The following is a 15,827-nucleotide window of genomic DNA, read 5'->3' as shown; positions in this document are numbered from 1 at the left end:
GGCGCAGGGGCGTGTTGTGTGCGCAAAGTTCGGGCCATGCGGGTGAAACCGGGCAACTTTCGTCCGGGTTCGTCGTACCATCGTGCATGAGCGGCCTTGCCCCTCTTGACGACCTGCACGGGCTGCGAGCGACTCGCGAGGGGTCGCTCGCCCGGGCGGCGCTTCGTCTGGCGAGCAAGTCTCCCCGGCGCGCCGACCTGCTGCGTCGACACGGGATCGACTTTGCCCCGATCGAATCGCGCCTGGACGACTCGATGCTGGCCAAGGGCGCGGTCACCCCGGCGCAATGGGTCGCGTCGCTGGCGTTCCTGAAGGCGTCGGGCGGGCTTGACTCGCTGCGGGCGGAAGATCCGGCGTCGGTGGCGATCGTGCTGGGCGCCGATACGGTCGTGGTCAAGGACGGTCGCGTGATCGGGCAGCCCCGCGACGCGGACGACGCGATCGCGACCGTGCGCACGCTTGAGAACGGCGAGCACGAGGTCATCACCGGCGTGGCGCTGCTGACGCTCGACGGTCGTCGCCTGATGTTCACCGACAGCGCGTCGGTGCGCGTCGGCGCGCTGGGCGAGGATCGCATCGGCCCCTACATCGCGTCGGGCGGTTGGCGCGGCAAGGCCGGGGCGTACAACCTCGAGGAGCGCCTCAGCGAGGGCTGGCCGATCGAATTCAAGGGCGATCCGTCGACGATCATGGGCCTGCCGATGACGCGCCTCGCGCCGGTCCTGACGCGGATGCTTGGGCAGGGCGTGACCGGGGGCGATCGCCTCTCGCCGTGCTAGGCCTCACTTCCCAGAACGTCGCGGTTTCTCCATGGGTTGCCTTGCCGATCGCTGCTGTGGCGATGGCGCTCGTCGGCTGGCACGCGAGCGGGCTGTCGAGCGGCTCGGCGCCGGTGAGCCGGCGCCGGATCCGGACCGCGAACTCGTGGGTCATGATGCTGGGCATCCCGCTGGTGGCCGCCGGGGCGTCGGTGATCGATCCCCAGCGCTCGCCGCGCGCCTTCGTGCTGGTGTGGCTGAGCGTGGCGATCCTGCTGGTGCTGTGCGTGGCGCTGGCGATGCTGGACGCGGCGAACACCTGGCGACTGACGAGCGCCGCGAGGAAGGACGCCGCCCGATCGACGCTGGCGATGCTCGCGGCGTCGAGGATGACCCGGTCGCGTGGCGAGGAGTCGCGAGAGGCATCACAATCCGCTCATGACGACTGACGCGCCCCCACTGCCAAGCCACCAGCCCCCGACGACGCCGCTCCCCCCGGCGCTCGGCCCGGTCGCGGCGGCGCTGGAGCCGGTGTATCGCTGGGCAGTGCGGAGGCGCAACCGGGGCTTCGATCGCGGCGAGCGCGTGTGGCGCGCGCCGGTTCCTGTCGTGAGCGTGGGGAACCTGTCCGTCGGTGGCACGGGCAAGACACCCATGGTGATGTTCCTGGCGCGCGAGCTGCAGGCGCAGGGACGCCGGCCCGTCATCGCGATGCGCGGCTACGCGAAGCGCGCCGGCGAGCGGTCGGACGAAGAAGCGGAGTACCTCGCGGCGCTCGAAGGCGTTCGCGTGCTCGCGGACCCAGACCGTCGCGGTGCGATCGCGGCGTGCTTCGGCTCGGGCGCCAAGGCCGATTGCGTGCTGCTGGACGACGGGTTCCAGCACCGCTTCGTCGCGCGGGACGTCGACATCGTGCTGCTCGACGCGACGCGCGACCCGTTCGAGGGCCGGTGCCTGCCGGCAGGGTGGCTGCGCGAGCCCGTCGAATCGCTGCGTCGGGCGCACGCCGTCGTGCTGACGCGCACCGACCGCGTCACTCCGGAGCGCGTGCGATCGATCCTCGAGAAGGTGCGAACGATCGTGGGCGAATGCCCGGTCGTTGCGACGACGAGCCACCGCTGGGCGCGCGTCGAGCGACACCGACCGGGCGAACGAACGGAGCGTCTGGAACCGGCCGACGCGCTGCGGGCCGCGCGTGTGCATATCGTCGCCGGCATCGGCAACCCCGGCGCGTTCGCGGCGCAGGCGACGGCGATTGGCGCGTTCGTCGCGAGCGAGTCGCGCGTGCCGGACCACGCGCGTTACACGCGCGAGAGCGTCCGAGCCATCGTGTCGGAAGCGCAGCGCCACGGCGCCGGGGCGGTCCTGACGACCGCCAAGGACTGGGTGAAGATCGCCCCCCTCCTGCGCGAGGACGCGTCGCGGGGCGTCGACTGGCTCGTTCCGTCGGTCGAGCTGGAGTTTCACGACGGGCGCGAGGATCTGCTCGCTTTGGTCCACGGCGCTCTGGATGTACCATCACCGTGATGACCGACCCGAACACGCTGGCTCTCGCCGATCTCTGGGAGACGCTCGAACGTGACCGACGCGTCGAGGCGCTGCTGCGCCTGGCGCGCGACGAGGACCTCGGCGACGCCGGCGACCTGACGGCGATCGCGATGCGCTCCGCGACTCGCGTGGCCCGGGCGGAGGTCAGGGCGCGCGAGCCGATGACGGTCAGCGGTCTCGCGGCGATCCCCCTGCTCACGCGCGTGTTCGGGACGACGGTTCGCGTCGCGGGGGGCGTCGCCGACGGCGGGCGCGCCGGGGCCGGGCAGACCCTCGCGACGCTCGAGGGCGATCTGGCGCAGATCGTGGCCCTTGAGCGCACGCTGCTGAACCTTGTCGGGCGGCTGTCGGGCGTCGCGACGCTGACGAGCCGGTACGTCGACGCCGTCACCGGGACGCGCGCCAGAATCCTCGACACGCGCAAGACCACCCCGGGCATGCGGCTTTTCGAAAAGTACGCGGTTCGCTGCGGCGGCGGGTCGTCGCATCGGCTCGGTCTGTACGACGCGGTGCTTGTCAAGGACAACCACATCGCGCCCATCGCGCTGGATGATCTGGCGGGCGAGCTGGCGAGGGCGTCTCGCGAGATCCGCGCGGCGCGTTCCGTGCTGTTCTTCGAGGTCGAGGTGGACACGCTCGCGCAGCTGGAGCGCGTGCTCAGTGTCGAAGCGGGGCTGATCGACATCGTGCTGCTTGACAACATGGCGCCCGAGACGCTCAGGGAAGCGGTGCGTCTTCGCGACGCGAGGGCCCCGGGTGTTCTGCTCGAAGCGTCCGGGGGGGTGCGCCTCGACACGGTGCGCGCGATCGCGGAGACCGGGGTGGACCGCATCAGCGTCGGCGGCCTGACACACTCGGCGGTGTCGGTGGATGTGGGCCTCGACATCCGTTGAGGGCGTCGCGGGCCCGGGGGCGGCGCGGTAGCATGGCGGGCATGAGACCACGCACCACCCGTGCCGCGCTCGTGGCGATCTCGCTGTGCGCCGCAGCCCCGTTCCTCGGCTGCACGAATACGAACGAAGCGTCGGCGCCGGTTCGTCCGGCCCCGGCGTACGCGTACCCCATCACGCCCCAGACGATCGAACGCCAGATGCGCGCCATCCCGCCCGAGCGACCCGCGGCGCGCAGCGTCGCCGGCTCGGAGGGGCTGCGCGCGACCGAGGATCTTCTGGTGCAGCGCCTGGAGGCCTACGGCTACGCGGTGCGGCGCGAGCCGATCCCCTGGCCCGCGCCCACCAGCAGCGCCGGGTGGAGCAACATCATCGCCGAGATCCCGGGGCACGACGCGCCGGACGAGGTGATCCTGGTGTGCGCCCACTTCGACGCGGTGCCGGGATCGCCCGGGGCGGACGACAACGCGTCGGGGACGGCGGGCGTGCTCGAGCTCGCGCGCCGGCTGTCGGCGCCCGATGTCGCGGATCGCGCCGGGCGCACGATCCGGTTCGCGCTGTTCAACCTCGAGGAGATCGGTCTGATCGGCAGCCGCGAGCACGCGCGTCTGGCGGCGGAGCGTGCGCGTCGCGGCGAGGAGCGGATCGTCGGCGTCATCAACCTTGAGATGATCGGGTACTTCACGGACGAGCCGAACAGCCAGCGCTCGCCCATCCCGGCGATCCCTGGGGTATTCTCGCCCCCGACGGTCGGCGACAGCATCGTGATCGTCGCGAACCAGGCGTCGTCGGCGTTCGCGCGGGAACTCGACGCGAGGATGCGCGAGAACCAGCCCTCGCTCAAGACGCTCGTGGTGGACTTCATCCCGGGCGCCGGGCGCGCGGTGCCGGATGTTCGGCGCTCTGACCACGCGCCGTTCTGGGACATCGATGTCCCGGCGGTGATGGTCACGGACACCAGCGAGTTCCGCAACCCTCACTACCACAAGGCGACCGACACGATCGAGACGCTGGACCTCGTGCGCATGGCGCAGGTGGTGCGGGCCCTCGAGCACGCGATCCGCTCGATGAGCGTGCGCGAGTCCGGCTCCTCCGAACGGAAGGGAACCCCGTCGTGACTCGATCGCTGCTGGTCGTGCTCGTCGCGATCGTCGCGTCGCTGTCGTCGCTCGCGCGCGCGCAGACGCAGGAGGTCGCCGACGCGGTCTTCCTCAACGCGACGATCCACACCATGGACGACGCGCGCCCCGTGGCGCAGGCGATCGCGATCAAGGGCGATCGCGTGCTGCGCGTGGGCACGGAGCGGGAGATCCGCCCGCTGGTTTTCCCGCGCACGCGCGTGGTGGATCTGCGCGGCGCGACGGTGCTGCCGGGGCTGATCGACGCGCACGCCCACATGCACGGGCTCGGCGCGTACGGGCTCGGCATGCTCGACTTCTCGGCGGCCCACGACTTCCACGAGGTGGTCGAAGCGGTCGCGCAGCGCGCCAAGGGCTCCGAACAGGGGCGCTGGGTGCTGGGCGGTCGCTGGGACCACGAGAGCTGGCCCGGCAAGGAACTCCCCACGCACCACGAACTGAGCGAGGCGGCGCCGGCGAACCCGGTCTGGCTGCGCCGCGTCGACGGGCACGCCGGGCTTGCGAACGCCGCGGCCATGCGACGGGCCGGCATCACGCGCGACACGCCTAATCCCCCGGGGGGAGAGATCCTGCGCGACGAGACGGGCGAACCCACGGGCGTGCTGGTCGACAACGCGATGGGGCTGGTGACGAGCGTCATCGACGACGCGTCGTTCACGACGGAAGCGCTGGTGCTCAAGGCCCAGGAGATGTGCCTGGCCGCGGGGCTGACCGGCGTGCACGACATGGGCATCACGCCGGACGAGATCGAGGTCTACCAGCGTCTCGCGCGCGAGGGAAAACTCAAGATCCGGGTATACGGTCTCATCTCGGGGGCGTATGCGCAGGAGTGGTTCGCGCGCCGGACGCTGATCACGGGCCCGCGCTTCACGATGCGCGGGACAAAGATCTATATCGACGGCGCGATGGGCTCGCGCGGCGCGTGGATGAAGGCCCCCTACGCGGATCGCCCCGTGGACTCCGACGGGCGCCCCTACACCGGCCTCGCGGTCATGACGCCCGACGCGATCGAGGCGGCGGCGCGCCACGCGCTCGGACGCGGCTACCAGGTCTGCGTGCACGCGATCGGCGATCGCGGCAACTCCGAGACGCTCGACGCTTTCGAGCGGGCGGCGGAGTCGTCGGGCATGCCGCTGGCGACCTCGCGATTCCGCGTCGAGCACTGCCAGCTCCTCGACCGCTCGGACATCCCGCGGTTCGGCGCGCTGGGGGTCATCGCGTCGATGCAGCCGACGCACTGCACGAGCGATATGCGCTGGGTCGAGGAACGCGTCGGCCCCGAGCGTGCGAAGGGCGCGTACGCGTGGCAGAGTCTGCTCGACGCCGGCGCGACGCTGGCGTTCGGGAGCGACTTCCCGGTGGAGCACCAGAACCCGTTCCTGGGGCTGTACGCCGCGGCGACGCGCCAGAACCTCGACGGGTGGCCCGAAGGCGGGTGGCTGCCCGAGAAGCGCGTCTCGCGCGAGCAGGCGCTGCGCGCGTTCACGCTGGGGGCCGCGTACGCCGAGTTCAACGAGCGGCGCAAGGGCTCGCTGGTGGAGGGCAAATACGCGGACTTCGTGGTGATCGATCGCGACATCATGTCGTGCGAGGCGCGCGAGATCGCGGACACGCGCGTGTTCGCGACGGTCATCGCCGGCGAGATCGTGTACGAGTCGGAGGGCTCCCCCACGCGTGAGGGCCGGTGATCGCCGGTCAGCGCCGCCACGCGCCGTCGACGAGCGCCCGGGCCTTCGCGACGCGGTCGTCGAAGGTGGGATCGTCGGGCCCGCCCAGCGAGACGACGGTGAGGTGGCCGACCTTGCGCCCTGGGCGTCGGCCCTTGGCGTAATCGTGAAGGTGCGCGCCCTCGATGGTGATGACGTCCTCGAGCGAGGGCATGCCGCCCACGCAGTTGAACATGACCGAGCGCCCGAGCGGCGTGGGATCGCCGAGCGGGAGTCCGAGGATCGCGCGCAGGTGCTGGGCGAACTGGCTCGTGCGTGCGCCCTCGATGGTCCAGTGCCCGGTGTTGTGCACGCGCGGCGCCATCTCGTTCACAAACAGCTGGTCGCCGACGAGGAAGAACTCGATGGCGATGACGCCGACATAGTTCAGCGTCTCGAGCGCGCCGCGCGCGATGCGCTCGGCTTCGGCCTGGACCTGCGCCGGGATGCCCGGCGCAGGGGCGACGGTCTGGCGCAGGATGCCCTCGTCGTGCACGTTCTCGACGAGCGGGTAGCAGGCGATCTCGCCGGTGGCGCCCCGGGCCGCGACGATCGAGAGCTCGCGGTCGAAGCGGACGAATTCCTCGAGGACGGTGCCGGCGCCCCCGAGGTGAGCGATGGCGTCGACGCCGTCCGCGGCGGTGCGCAGCATCCACTGCCCTCGCCCGTCGTAGCCCATACGCCGCGTCTTCAGGATCGAGGGCAGGCCGATGTGCTCGATGGCGGCGGTGAGGTCGAGTCGCGCGTCGACGTGCGCGTACCGGGGCACGCGCGCGCCGAGCAGTTCAAAGAATCGCTTCTCGGTCAGGCGGTCCTGCGACGCGTCGAGCGCCTCCGGCGAGGGGTGCACCGGGGTGCGCTTCGCGAGCCAGCGCGCGGCGTCGCTCGGCACATTCTCGAACTCGTAGGTGATCAGGTCGGCCCGGTCGGCGAGCTCGGCGAGGGCGCGACGGTCGTCGTAGCCCGCTGTGACCAGCGGGCCGAGGTCCTTCGAGCACGCCTCGGGAGAGGGGTCAAGGAACACGAAACGCAGCCCCCACGGCGCGCCAGCGAGCGCGAGCATGCGCCCGAGCTGCCCGCCCCCGAGGATGCCGACCGTCTTGCCCTCGCGGCGCGAGGTGTTGGAAGGGATCATGGCTGGCCCGCCTTCACGCTCACGCGCGGATCGGGGTTCTCGAGCACGTGGGTCGTCTGGTATCGCCGGTACGCGCGGAGCGCCTCGCCGATCGCCGGGTGGTCGTGCGACAGGATCGACGCGGCGAGGATGGCGGCGTTGGTCGCGCCGGCCTTCCCGATCGCGAGCGTCGCGACGGGGATCCCGGCCGGCATCTGCACGATCGAGAGCAGCGAGTCGACGCCGTGGAGGGCCTTGCTCTCGACGGGCACGCCCAGCACGGGCAGGTGCGTCTTGCTCGCGCACATGCCCGGCAGGTGGGCGGCGCCCCCGGCCCCGGCGATGATCACTCGCAGGCCGCGCTGCTCGGCGGTCGAGGCGTACTCGAAAAGAAGGTCCGGCGTGCGATGCGCCGAGACCACGCGCACCTCGTGGGGGACGCCGAGCGCCTCGAGCGCCTCGCTGGCGTGCGACATGGTCTCCCAGTCGGACTGCGAACCCATGATGACGCCGACGAGGGGCGATTCGTGCTTGCCGGGAGCGGTCATGACGCCAGCGTAGCGGGAGCGGGCGCGTCTGTCCCACCCGAGGGGAGGCCCTCAGCGCGAAAGACGCCAATCCTGTGACGGGGGACGCACGCCCTGCAAGAGGAGGATCAGGTCCGTCGCGCCGATGACGCCGTCGGAGTCCAGGTCGAGCGCCGGGTCGAACCCGGCGTCTCCCGTCGCGGCGCCGAACGCGGCCAGGAGATCGCGTAGACGCGACGGGTCCGGAGTCCCAAGCGGAAGGGCGTCCGGTGCTTCGAGCCCCGCTGCCCCGGGGGACGACGGGCCCGCCCCGCCCTGCGGCGGCATCGACAGGGCCTCCAGGATGATGCGGATCAGTTTGGGCAGCGGCCCATCGATCGGAGGAGGGGGCGGCGGCGGAGGCGGAGGGGGCGGCGGAGGAGGCGGCGGGGGCTCGCCCTCGCAATCACCCGTCACGCAGTCCGCGGTGACGAGCAGGTCGTCGAGATACCAGCCCAGGAACCCCGGGAACTGCGTCGGCTCGAACGGGTCCACCTTCAGCGTCCAGCGAAGCCGGACACGCTGGCCGATGAAGGGCGTGAGATCGAAGGACTGCGCGCGCCACCGGTAGGAGGTCGGGTCGTGCGCGTCGAGCAGCGTCGCGAGCACGCTGGGCTCGATGCCTCCGGGCGGGGCGTCGACGACCTCGACCCTCGCGAAGTCGAACCCGGCGCCGCGAACCTCCAGCAGCTCGTAATAGGTCGCGGTCACACTCGCGAGTCGCCCCTCGGTCAGGTTCAGCACCGGCGATGTCAGCGTGTGGTCGACGGAGGATGAATAGAACCCGTCGAGGCGCGTGGCGCGCAGCGAGTTGCCGCTGCGTGGCTGGTTGAACCCGACGATCGCGTTCGGGAGAGGCCTGCCGAGGTTGCCCGTCTGCGTGCCGCGCGCGGTAAAGAGATCGGGCTGACCCCGGCCCCAGTCGCCGGAGCTGTCCCAGCCGAAGGGCTCGTCCTCCATGTCGTCGAAGAAGAGCGTGATCTGTCGCTGGCGGGGCTTGAACACCGTCTCGCCGAAGCTGTGGCGTCGCGCCTGGTTGCGCACATAGACGACATACTCGGCGGCGTCGCGCGCCGTCACGCCGGCGTCCGTGAACGAATCCAGCGCGCCGAGCGCGAGCACGGTCACGCCCGCTTCGACGACCTCTCCGGGCTTGTAGATTCTGCCGTCCATCGGGATCCAGTCCCGCGTTCCCGTGAAGCGGACGACCAGCGCGGTGTCGTACTCGCCTTCCGGTCCGCTCGGGGGGTTCGTCCACGCGATCGTCGTTCCCGCGCCGGTTGTTTCCACCACGCGCAGGTCTCGAACCGGGGCGGGCCACGAAAGCCCGGGCGTCGATGCGCTCGTGTTTGCTGCGGCGACGGCGCGAGTCGCGTCGACGAGACCGTACCCGAGCGACTCGCTGAACTCACGCCTGAGCTGGAACGGACGCACCTCGGGCTGATAGAAGACGTCCTCGTTCGGCGTCGGGCGTCGGGCGCGCTCTTTGATGATCCGCACGATCTGAGAAGCGGTCAGCTCCTGGTGAGCGCTCTGCACCAGCGCCGCGATGCCTGCAACCAGTGCTGCCGACGCGCTGGAGCCGGTGAAGTCCTGCGTGTAGTCCCCTGCGTCGAAGCCCGGGGGGCCGCTGAGATCAGTGGTTGTGATCGCGGCCCCGGCGCCGGACGCCGGCGCGAGCACGCCCATCCAGGGGCCGAAGGCCTGGAATGGGACCGACGCGCGATGGTCGTACCGACCGACAGCCAGGACGCCCGGCAGCGTGCCGATCGGGTTCTGCAGCGTCATAGGGAGCTTCGCGTTGCCGGCCGAAACGACGAACACCACGCCGCGCCCGTCACGCGCGTTGTCGCGCAGGTCTTCTATCGCGTCGACGAGGGCTTCGCCCATAACGCCCAGCGCCGCCGGTCCCCACGCCACGCAGAGGATCGACGCGCCGGCATCGACCGACTGGTACATCGCCTCGATCAGCTGCGACTCCGATCGGCCGAGCACGGAAGCGATAAACAACCCGGCGCGCGGCGAGATCCCTCGCACGCCGATCGAGTTGTCGCGCCCGGCGATCAGCCCCGCCATCGCCGTGCCGTGCAGACCGGTGTCGCCGGGGCGGAACGGGTCGAAGGTATTGCGGAACGAGCCGACGACGTTCGGCGCATAATCGGGGTGGCCCGGCTCGACGCCGCCGTCGAGCAGCGCGACGATCACGCCGCTGCCGAGCGTGGTCTCCCACGCGCCGATCACGTTCGAGTCGATCCCCGGGATGCCCCCGGTCTGCGCCGTGTTGCGCAGGTGCCACTGCGCCGGGAAGAGCGGGTCGTCGATCGAGAAGGAGTTTCTCGCGAAGATCGCGTCCGGCTCCGCGTAGCGCACGCCGGGCTGCGCGCGAAGCTCCCACGCGATCGCGAACGCTTCCAGCGCCGTGGATGTCTCGCCGATCCACGCGTGCCGGGGCCCGGACCCGCTGGGCGAGCGGAGCAAGCGGATCTCGCCCGTCACCCCGGCGCCGCGAAGTCGCTGGTCCACCTGCTCGAAGGACAGATCCGAATCGAACGCGACGAGCACGCGCGAGAGCCCCGTGACCACTGGGGGGAACCCGGGGCGGTCGGACAGGGGAAGGGCCGTCGCTGCCTGCGATGCCGCGTCTGAGAGCGTTGAATACAAACGCAGCGAGTTGGCCCCCAGCGGGTACTCCACGCTCAGGGGCACTCGCGGCCTGGGCTCGGGCAAGTCCGGGCCGGGTGAGTCGATGATCCCCGACGAAGACGGCATCGCGAACGACGAACCGGCAAGGACGAAGGAAAGCACCGCCGCGACCCGGCGCGAACACCGGCGGCGACTCAGGAGCGCGATGTGCGTTCCCGGACCTTCCATGGATTGGTTATACGCTCGCCGAGACCCGGCCGGTTTCACCTCAATGCCGCCGGGCTCGGCGAGTGCCGGAGACGCCTCAGCGCCCGCGGTCCTTGCGGATGCCCACGGCGCGCGCCAGGGGGTTGTCGAAGGCGCGTCGTTTCACGATCAGATCATCCTGATCGAGGATCTCCAGAGCCCCATCGTCGTGCGCGGAGGGTTCCGCATCCTCGGTCATGCCGTCCTGGACTGGAAACTCGCCGCCGTGGTGAACGGCGGCCTCCCCTTCCTGATTCCCGAAGACCGGCTGAACCGTCACCTTGAACCGCAGACCGAGATTCTCGCGCAGAATCTGCTCGATCGCTTCGGGCCCGCCCGGGAAGTTTGGCTGCTCCTCGCTGATCCGGCGCGCGAGCGCATCCATCGCCGAGGACTCGACTTTCGCCGCCAGCCCCATCGCGATCTTCTCCACCCTGGGACGGAGAATGGTCGCGAGGTACTCGTCCCAGTACGGCAACGGGACGTTCCCGCCTCCTGAGTGTGCTTTGCCGTTGCTCACGCGTGGGCTCCAAGTGGTGTCGTGCGAAACTGTCCGGACTCCAACAGTTGTCGGTCCGACGGCGCCGATCATTTATGGTATACACCCTGAGATTGGCGGGTTCTCGCCCCCCAGACCCCAGACTCGCCCCGGGTGAGTACGGAACGCTGCGCTCGCGGATCCGCACCACCAGCCCTCCAGCATTCGGACGCCATGCCACAGCAGAAACCGACCCCGAACTCGCGCCTTGGACGGGCTGCGCTCGCAGGGTTGCTCCTGGCGTCCTGCGCGCTGGCCCAGCCGGACGCCGCCCAGCGCGACGTCGTCGGCGCGCTGGAGCGCGAGGCCCGGGCGGTCCGCCCGCTGGTGGAGACCGACCTGGCGCGGGCCTTCCTCGACGCCGTCGCCGACCTGCCTCGCCCCGGTCCGCGCGTCGTCTACTACAACCGGCGATCGCGCGACGCCATGACCGAGTCGGACGCGCAGCGTCGAGGCAAGGCCGAAGTCGAGCGCGAGGGATACGAACGGACCGAACTCTCCGATCGCTTTTTCTACTTCACCCGCTACGGGAGCCCAATCGCATATGTCCGAGCGATCGACCTCGCCGCACGGCACGGCCTCGCGTCCGTTTCCAACACGAAAATCATGGACTTCGGCTACGGCGGGATCGGGCACCTGCGCCTGCTCGCCTCGCTCGGGGCCCATGCCGTCGGCGTGGACGTCGACCCGCTCCTCCACGCGCTGTACACCACCGACCCTGCCGACACCGGCGCGTCCCCGCGGGCCAAAATCGCCGGCGAGGGCCCCAACGGCTCTGTCACGATCGTCCACGGACGGTTTCCGGCCGATCGCGCCGCCGTTGAGCAGGTCGGCGCCGGCTGCGCGCTCATCCTGAGCAAGAACACGCTGAAGCTCGGCTACATCCACCCCGAGCGCGACCCGCCTTCGCAGGACATGCTGATCTCGCTGGGCGTGGACGACGAGTCGTACCTGCGCGCCGTGCGCGACGCGCTGGCGCCGGGCGGGCTCTTCGTGATCTACAACCTGTACCCGAAGCCGAGCGAGCCCGACGAGCCGTACAAGCCCTGGGCCGACGGGCGCTGCCCGTTCCCCCAGGCGATGCTCGAGCGCGTCGGGTTCGAGGTCATCGAGTACAACCGCGACGACACCGAGGCGGCCCGCGCGATGGGAGACAAACTCGGCTGGCGGTCGCAGATGGACTTCGAGACCGACCTGTTCGGGATGTTCACGATCGCGCGCAAGCGCGAGTGATCGTGTCGCTCACTCGCACTCGGCGCCGAAGTTGCTGAGCACCTCGTTCAGGTCCGCGAAGTTCACCACGCCGTCGTTGTTCAGGTCGCCGGGGATTTCGTCGCCCGACTGGCCGAACTCGCTCAGGACCGCGTTCAGGTCGGCGAAGTTCACCACCCCGTCGCCGTTGGTGTCGCCCGGGCACGCGACGCCCCCGAGCACAAACCCACTGAGCGTGACGACGCGGGCCGGCTCGTCCGGCGCGTCGGAGAGGATCGTCAGCGTGCCGATCACCTGACCGGCGACCGAGGTGTCCATGACGATCGTGTGGGTGTTCACGCCTCCGCCGGGCGCGTCGGCGAAGTCGCCTGACGGCGCCGAGAAGCCGCTCGTCGCGTCGAGCGTGTAGCGGAGCGTGGCGATGCCGCTCTCGGTCCACATGTCGACATCGCCCGCGTTGAACACCGAAAGCTCCGCGGTTGCCGTCTCACCGAGCGCCACCGTCCCGAAGTCAAGGAACTCGTCGGACCCCACCACCGCCGGCACGCGGAAGTCCATGAACACGGGCAGGTGTCCCGCGCCGTTGCACATGTCGATCAGCGCCTGCGCGATCACCGGACCCACCATCGTGTTGCCCGCGACGCGCAGCGTCGTGTCGAAGCTCGTCCCGTCGTTGCCCCACGCGCGGTACGAGTGGTTCGGGTCGTTCCACGTCGTCGTGCTGTAAGGAACCGGAAGCCCCGTGCCGGGATTCACCGTCCCGATGTACGCGAAGCCCCCCTGCTCCACCAGCGATCCCGAGATGAGGATCTGGTCGTGGCGATCGTCCATCCCGCCGGCGCCGATCGGATCCTGCGTGTGCACGATCCGGAAGCTCCCGTTGTTGTTCCACGAGCCCGGCGTGTTGATCGGGTCGAAGAACCGTCCGTCGTCGTTCGCCTGCGAACCGACCAGTTCCTGGTACGCCGCCTGATTCGACGACTGGATGTTGAAGTCGCCCCCGACCACGAAGTTCCAGCCGCCCGGCAGCTGCTCCGCGTCGTCGCGGATCCGCTGCGCCTCGACAAGGCGGCGCGCCTGATCCGTGCTCGTCGACCCCGCCTTCATATGCACGCTATACGACGCGACCACGGTCTGCGGCGCCGCGTACCCGACCGGCCTGAAGTCGTAGCGCATGATGTTGCGTGGGTGGTTCGGGTTCACGCCGCCCATCGACACCACGACCGTGTTCAGCAGCTCGACCCGCGTTGTTCTGTACGCAAACGCGCTGTCGGTGTCCGGCCCGTTGACGAAGGGCGCCGCGGCCCAGTCACCGGGTGAGCCCGGAGCGCCGTTCAGCGCCGCGACGAACTGGCTCAACGCCGACTCACTCAGAAACTCCTGCAGCAGGAACACGTCGGGCGCCATCGAACGCCCCTCGAACTCGCCGTAGACGGACGCGTGGATCGCCGCCACCCGGCCGCCGCTGTAGTTCGAGATGTTCCAGGCCGCGACCCGCAGCTGGGCCAGGGCGCCGGCGGACACAGACAGACCAACAGCCAACGCGATCGCGTGACGCGGAGCGAGACAAACCGGCATACGACAACTCCTCAGGGTTCGGGTCGGACGGGCCGCGACGCGCACCTCGACGAGGAGACACACCGGGCTGGCTGAGTCAGATCGGCCGACGACCGGCCTCACTGTTGGCGGGAGGCAACGCGCAACTTCGGCGCGTCCTCCCAGGGTCGGACCAGTCTACCCAAGGCCCGGCAAAACACCCGGGCAATTCACCAAGCCTTTACGCCGCAATACCTTATACATCCCAAACAGCCGGGCTCCCGGTGGGTTTTTGTTGGTTCCTCGAGTTTTTGCTACCAGATTCTGAGACCTTCTGATACCCTCTTCGCCTTGGCCGCGGTCACCTCGCACCGGGACGCGGGCCACGCGCACTTGGAGGAACAGAGAATGACTCGGAATCGCTTGTTGTCGTCGCGCGCCATCCCTGCGCGCTCCCTCGTCGCCGCCGCCGGACTGGCCGCAGTCGCCGCGACATCTGCGTTCGCGCAGCAGGTCGACTCGAACTGGCTCAGCCCCGTCAGCGGCACGTGGAACGTCGGGACCAACTGGTCGACGGCTCCCAACGCGCCCAACAACGGCGCGCCGGCCGGCACGACCTATCGCGCGATCATCGACGCCGCCGGCGCCGCTTACACCGTGACCCTCAACTCTGGCGTCACGATCGATGAGCTGGTGCTCAACTCCGCCGACGCGACGCTGTCCCACACCGCCAGCACCCTCTCGGCCGCGATCGCCAACCTCATGTCCGGCGTCTACCGCCTCCAGGGCGGCACGATCAGCGGCGGGACCTGGAACGTCACGGGCGGGAGCTTCGAGCTCACCACGAGCGGCGGCACGCTGAACAACGTGCAGTTCAACGGCGACCTGCTCGCCAACGCCACGTCCTCGTTCGTCACTCTCGGCGGCACGACGCGGTTCGATGCGCTGCGTCTGCAGGCAAACAACGCCCAGGTCCGCCTCAACGCCGGCTACACCATCAACGACGCCATCGTCTCCGAGGGCGCCGTCGCCGGAGCGCGACAGATCTACAACAGCGCCGCAGGGACCTACACCATCTCCGACACCGGATCGATCACCCTCGCGTCCGGCTCGGGGGGCGATCTCGGAATCAACAACTTCATCGGCAACATGAACCTCGTCAACGACGGGCTCATCTCGGCGCAGGCCGCGGGACGCACGCTGACCATCGCGGCCGGCTCCTTCACCAACAACGCGACCACCGAAGCGACGGCGGGCACGCTGACGATCTCGTCGGCGAACTGGACCAACAACGGGCTCATCCAGGCCTCCAACTCCACGCTCAACCTCAGCGGCTCGTGGAGCAACGCCTCGGGCCAGATCACCGTGACTGACTCCCTGCTCAACCTCGGCGGTTCCTTCACCACCGCCGCGCTCGGCGCAATCACACGCACCGGCGGCACGGTCGACCTCTCGGGATCGCTGAACAACGACGCCGCCGCCCTGTCCCTCAACGCCTCGACCGGCTCGTGGAACCTGCGCGGCGGCACGATCACCGGCGGGACCGTGAACACCTCGGGCGGCTCGACGCTCCTGCTCACCAACAGCGGCGGCACGCTCAGCAACGTTCAGTTCAACGGCGACATCCTCGCCGAAACCACCTCCGCCTTCGTAAGCATCGGCGGCACGACGCGGTTCGACGCCCTGCGTCTTCGCGCCAACAACGCCCAGGTCCGCCTCAACGCCGGCTACACCATCAACGACGCCATCGTCTCCGAGGGCGCCGTCGCCGGAGCGCGACAGATTTACAACAGCGCCGCAGGGACCTACACCATCTCCGACACCGGATCGATCACCCTCGCCGCCGGCTCGGGGGGCGATCTCGGAATCAACAACTTCATCGGCAACATGAACCTCGTCAACGACGGGCTCATCTCGGCGCAGGCCGCGGG

Annotated in this window: 13 protein-coding genes; 8 read left to right on the top strand and 5 right to left on the bottom strand. The window is 69.9% G+C overall.

The features are described from left to right. The first annotated feature begins 86 nt into the window (after window positions 1-86). The 6 genes from KF684_00065 to KF684_00040 are packed head-to-tail and all read left to right on the top strand — an operon-like array spanning window position 87 to window position 6,023. Entirely contained in the window at window positions 87-779 is a 693-nt protein-coding gene (locus KF684_00065; protein ID MBX3351305.1) for a Maf-like protein, read from the top strand. Between the two features lie 41 nt (window positions 780-820). Then, window positions 821-1,207: a hypothetical protein gene (locus tag KF684_00060; GenBank protein ID MBX3351304.1), complete on the top strand. Its 387-nt coding sequence runs from the start codon at window positions 821-823 to the stop codon at window positions 1,205-1,207. After that, window positions 1,197-2,285, top strand: coding sequence for a tetraacyldisaccharide 4'-kinase (gene lpxK, locus KF684_00055; GenBank protein ID MBX3351303.1), 1,089 nt, complete (start codon window positions 1,197-1,199; stop codon window positions 2,283-2,285). The genes KF684_00060 and lpxK overlap by 11 nt, the downstream gene beginning before the upstream one ends. Continuing rightward, window positions 2,285-3,199 carry a carboxylating nicotinate-nucleotide diphosphorylase gene (nadC, locus tag KF684_00050; protein ID MBX3351302.1) on the top strand — a complete coding sequence of 305 codons (915 nt, stop codon included), beginning with the start codon at window positions 2,285-2,287 and terminating at the stop codon, window positions 3,197-3,199. The genes lpxK and nadC overlap by 1 nt, the downstream gene beginning before the upstream one ends. Window positions 3,200-3,240: 41 nt before the next feature. After that, window positions 3,241-4,314 carry a M28 family peptidase gene (locus KF684_00045; protein ID MBX3351301.1) on the top strand — a complete coding sequence of 358 codons (1,074 nt, stop codon included), beginning with the start codon at window positions 3,241-3,243 and terminating at the stop codon, window positions 4,312-4,314. Further along, window positions 4,311-6,023, top strand: a complete 1,713-nt coding sequence (locus KF684_00040) for an amidohydrolase (protein MBX3351300.1) — start codon at window positions 4,311-4,313, stop codon at window positions 6,021-6,023. The genes KF684_00045 and KF684_00040 overlap by 4 nt, the downstream gene beginning before the upstream one ends. Before the next feature lie 7 nt (window positions 6,024-6,030). Here the strand turns inward: KF684_00040 and KF684_00035 are convergent, their stop codons facing one another. The 4 genes from KF684_00035 to KF684_00020 form a co-directional block, all read right to left on the bottom strand. Then, complete coding sequence (locus KF684_00035; GenBank protein MBX3351299.1) at window positions 6,031-7,176, bottom strand: 5-(carboxyamino)imidazole ribonucleotide synthase; 1,146 nt, start codon at window positions 7,174-7,176, stop codon at window positions 6,031-6,033. Further along, window positions 7,173-7,703, bottom strand: coding sequence for a 5-(carboxyamino)imidazole ribonucleotide mutase (gene purE, locus KF684_00030; GenBank protein MBX3351298.1), 531 nt, complete (start codon window positions 7,701-7,703; stop codon window positions 7,173-7,175). The genes KF684_00035 and purE overlap by 4 nt, the downstream gene beginning before the upstream one ends. Before the next feature lie 51 nt (window positions 7,704-7,754). Continuing rightward, window positions 7,755-10,592: a S8 family serine peptidase gene (locus tag KF684_00025; protein ID MBX3351297.1), complete on the bottom strand. Its 2,838-nt coding sequence runs from the start codon at window positions 10,590-10,592 to the stop codon at window positions 7,755-7,757. Window positions 10,593-10,668: 76 nt separating this feature from the next. Further along, the gene (locus tag KF684_00020; GenBank protein MBX3351296.1) at window positions 10,669-11,130 is read right to left on the bottom strand and encodes a hypothetical protein; all 462 of its coding nucleotides are present in this window, start codon (window positions 11,128-11,130) and stop codon (window positions 10,669-10,671) included. Between the two features lie 192 nt (window positions 11,131-11,322). On the opposite strand from KF684_00020, the gene KF684_00015 reads away from it, so the two are divergent. Beyond that, the gene (locus tag KF684_00015) at window positions 11,323-12,381 is read left to right on the top strand and encodes a hypothetical protein (GenBank protein ID MBX3351295.1); all 1,059 of its coding nucleotides are present in this window, start codon (window positions 11,323-11,325) and stop codon (window positions 12,379-12,381) included. Window positions 12,382-12,390: 9 nt separating this feature from the next. On the opposite strand, the gene KF684_00010 is transcribed toward KF684_00015, so the two are convergent. After that, entirely contained in the window at window positions 12,391-13,938 is a 1,548-nt protein-coding gene (locus KF684_00010; GenBank protein ID MBX3351294.1) for a hypothetical protein, read from the bottom strand. 366 nt (window positions 13,939-14,304) lie between these two features. Between KF684_00010 and KF684_00005 the strand changes: the two genes are divergently transcribed. Then, window positions 14,305-15,827 (top strand): hypothetical protein (locus tag KF684_00005; protein MBX3351293.1); only part of this gene is annotated, 1,523 nt, incomplete at its 3' end.

Source organism: Phycisphaeraceae bacterium, from assembly GCA_019636675.1.
In the GTDB taxonomy this organism is placed as follows: Bacteria; Planctomycetota; Phycisphaerae; order Phycisphaerales; family UBA1924; genus JAHBXC01.
This window is presented reverse-complemented; position numbering and strand designations above follow the sequence as displayed.

Excerpts from the sequence above, each read along its gene's own strand:
- KF684_00065 (MBX3351305.1), top strand. The coding sequence starts at position 87 with ATGAGCGGCCTTGCCCCTCTTGACGACCTGCACGGGCTGCGAGCGACT.
- lpxK (MBX3351303.1), top strand. The coding sequence starts at position 1,197 with ATGACGACTGACGCGCCCCCACTGCCAAGCCACCAGCCCCCGACGACG.
- nadC (MBX3351302.1), top strand. The coding sequence starts at position 2,285 with ATGACCGACCCGAACACGCTGGCTCTCGCCGATCTCTGGGAGACGCTC.
- KF684_00045 (MBX3351301.1), top strand. The coding sequence starts at position 3,241 with ATGAGACCACGCACCACCCGTGCCGCGCTCGTGGCGATCTCGCTGTGC.
- KF684_00035 (MBX3351299.1), bottom strand. The coding sequence starts at position 7,176 with ATGATCCCTTCCAACACCTCGCGCCGCGAGGGCAAGACGGTCGGCATC.
- purE (MBX3351298.1), bottom strand. The coding sequence starts at position 7,703 with ATGACCGCTCCCGGCAAGCACGAATCGCCCCTCGTCGGCGTCATCATG.
- KF684_00025 (MBX3351297.1), bottom strand. The coding sequence starts at position 10,592 with ATGGAAGGTCCGGGAACGCACATCGCGCTCCTGAGTCGCCGCCGGTGT.
- KF684_00015 (MBX3351295.1), top strand. The coding sequence starts at position 11,323 with ATGCCACAGCAGAAACCGACCCCGAACTCGCGCCTTGGACGGGCTGCG.
- KF684_00010 (MBX3351294.1), bottom strand. The coding sequence starts at position 13,938 with ATGCCGGTTTGTCTCGCTCCGCGTCACGCGATCGCGTTGGCTGTTGGT.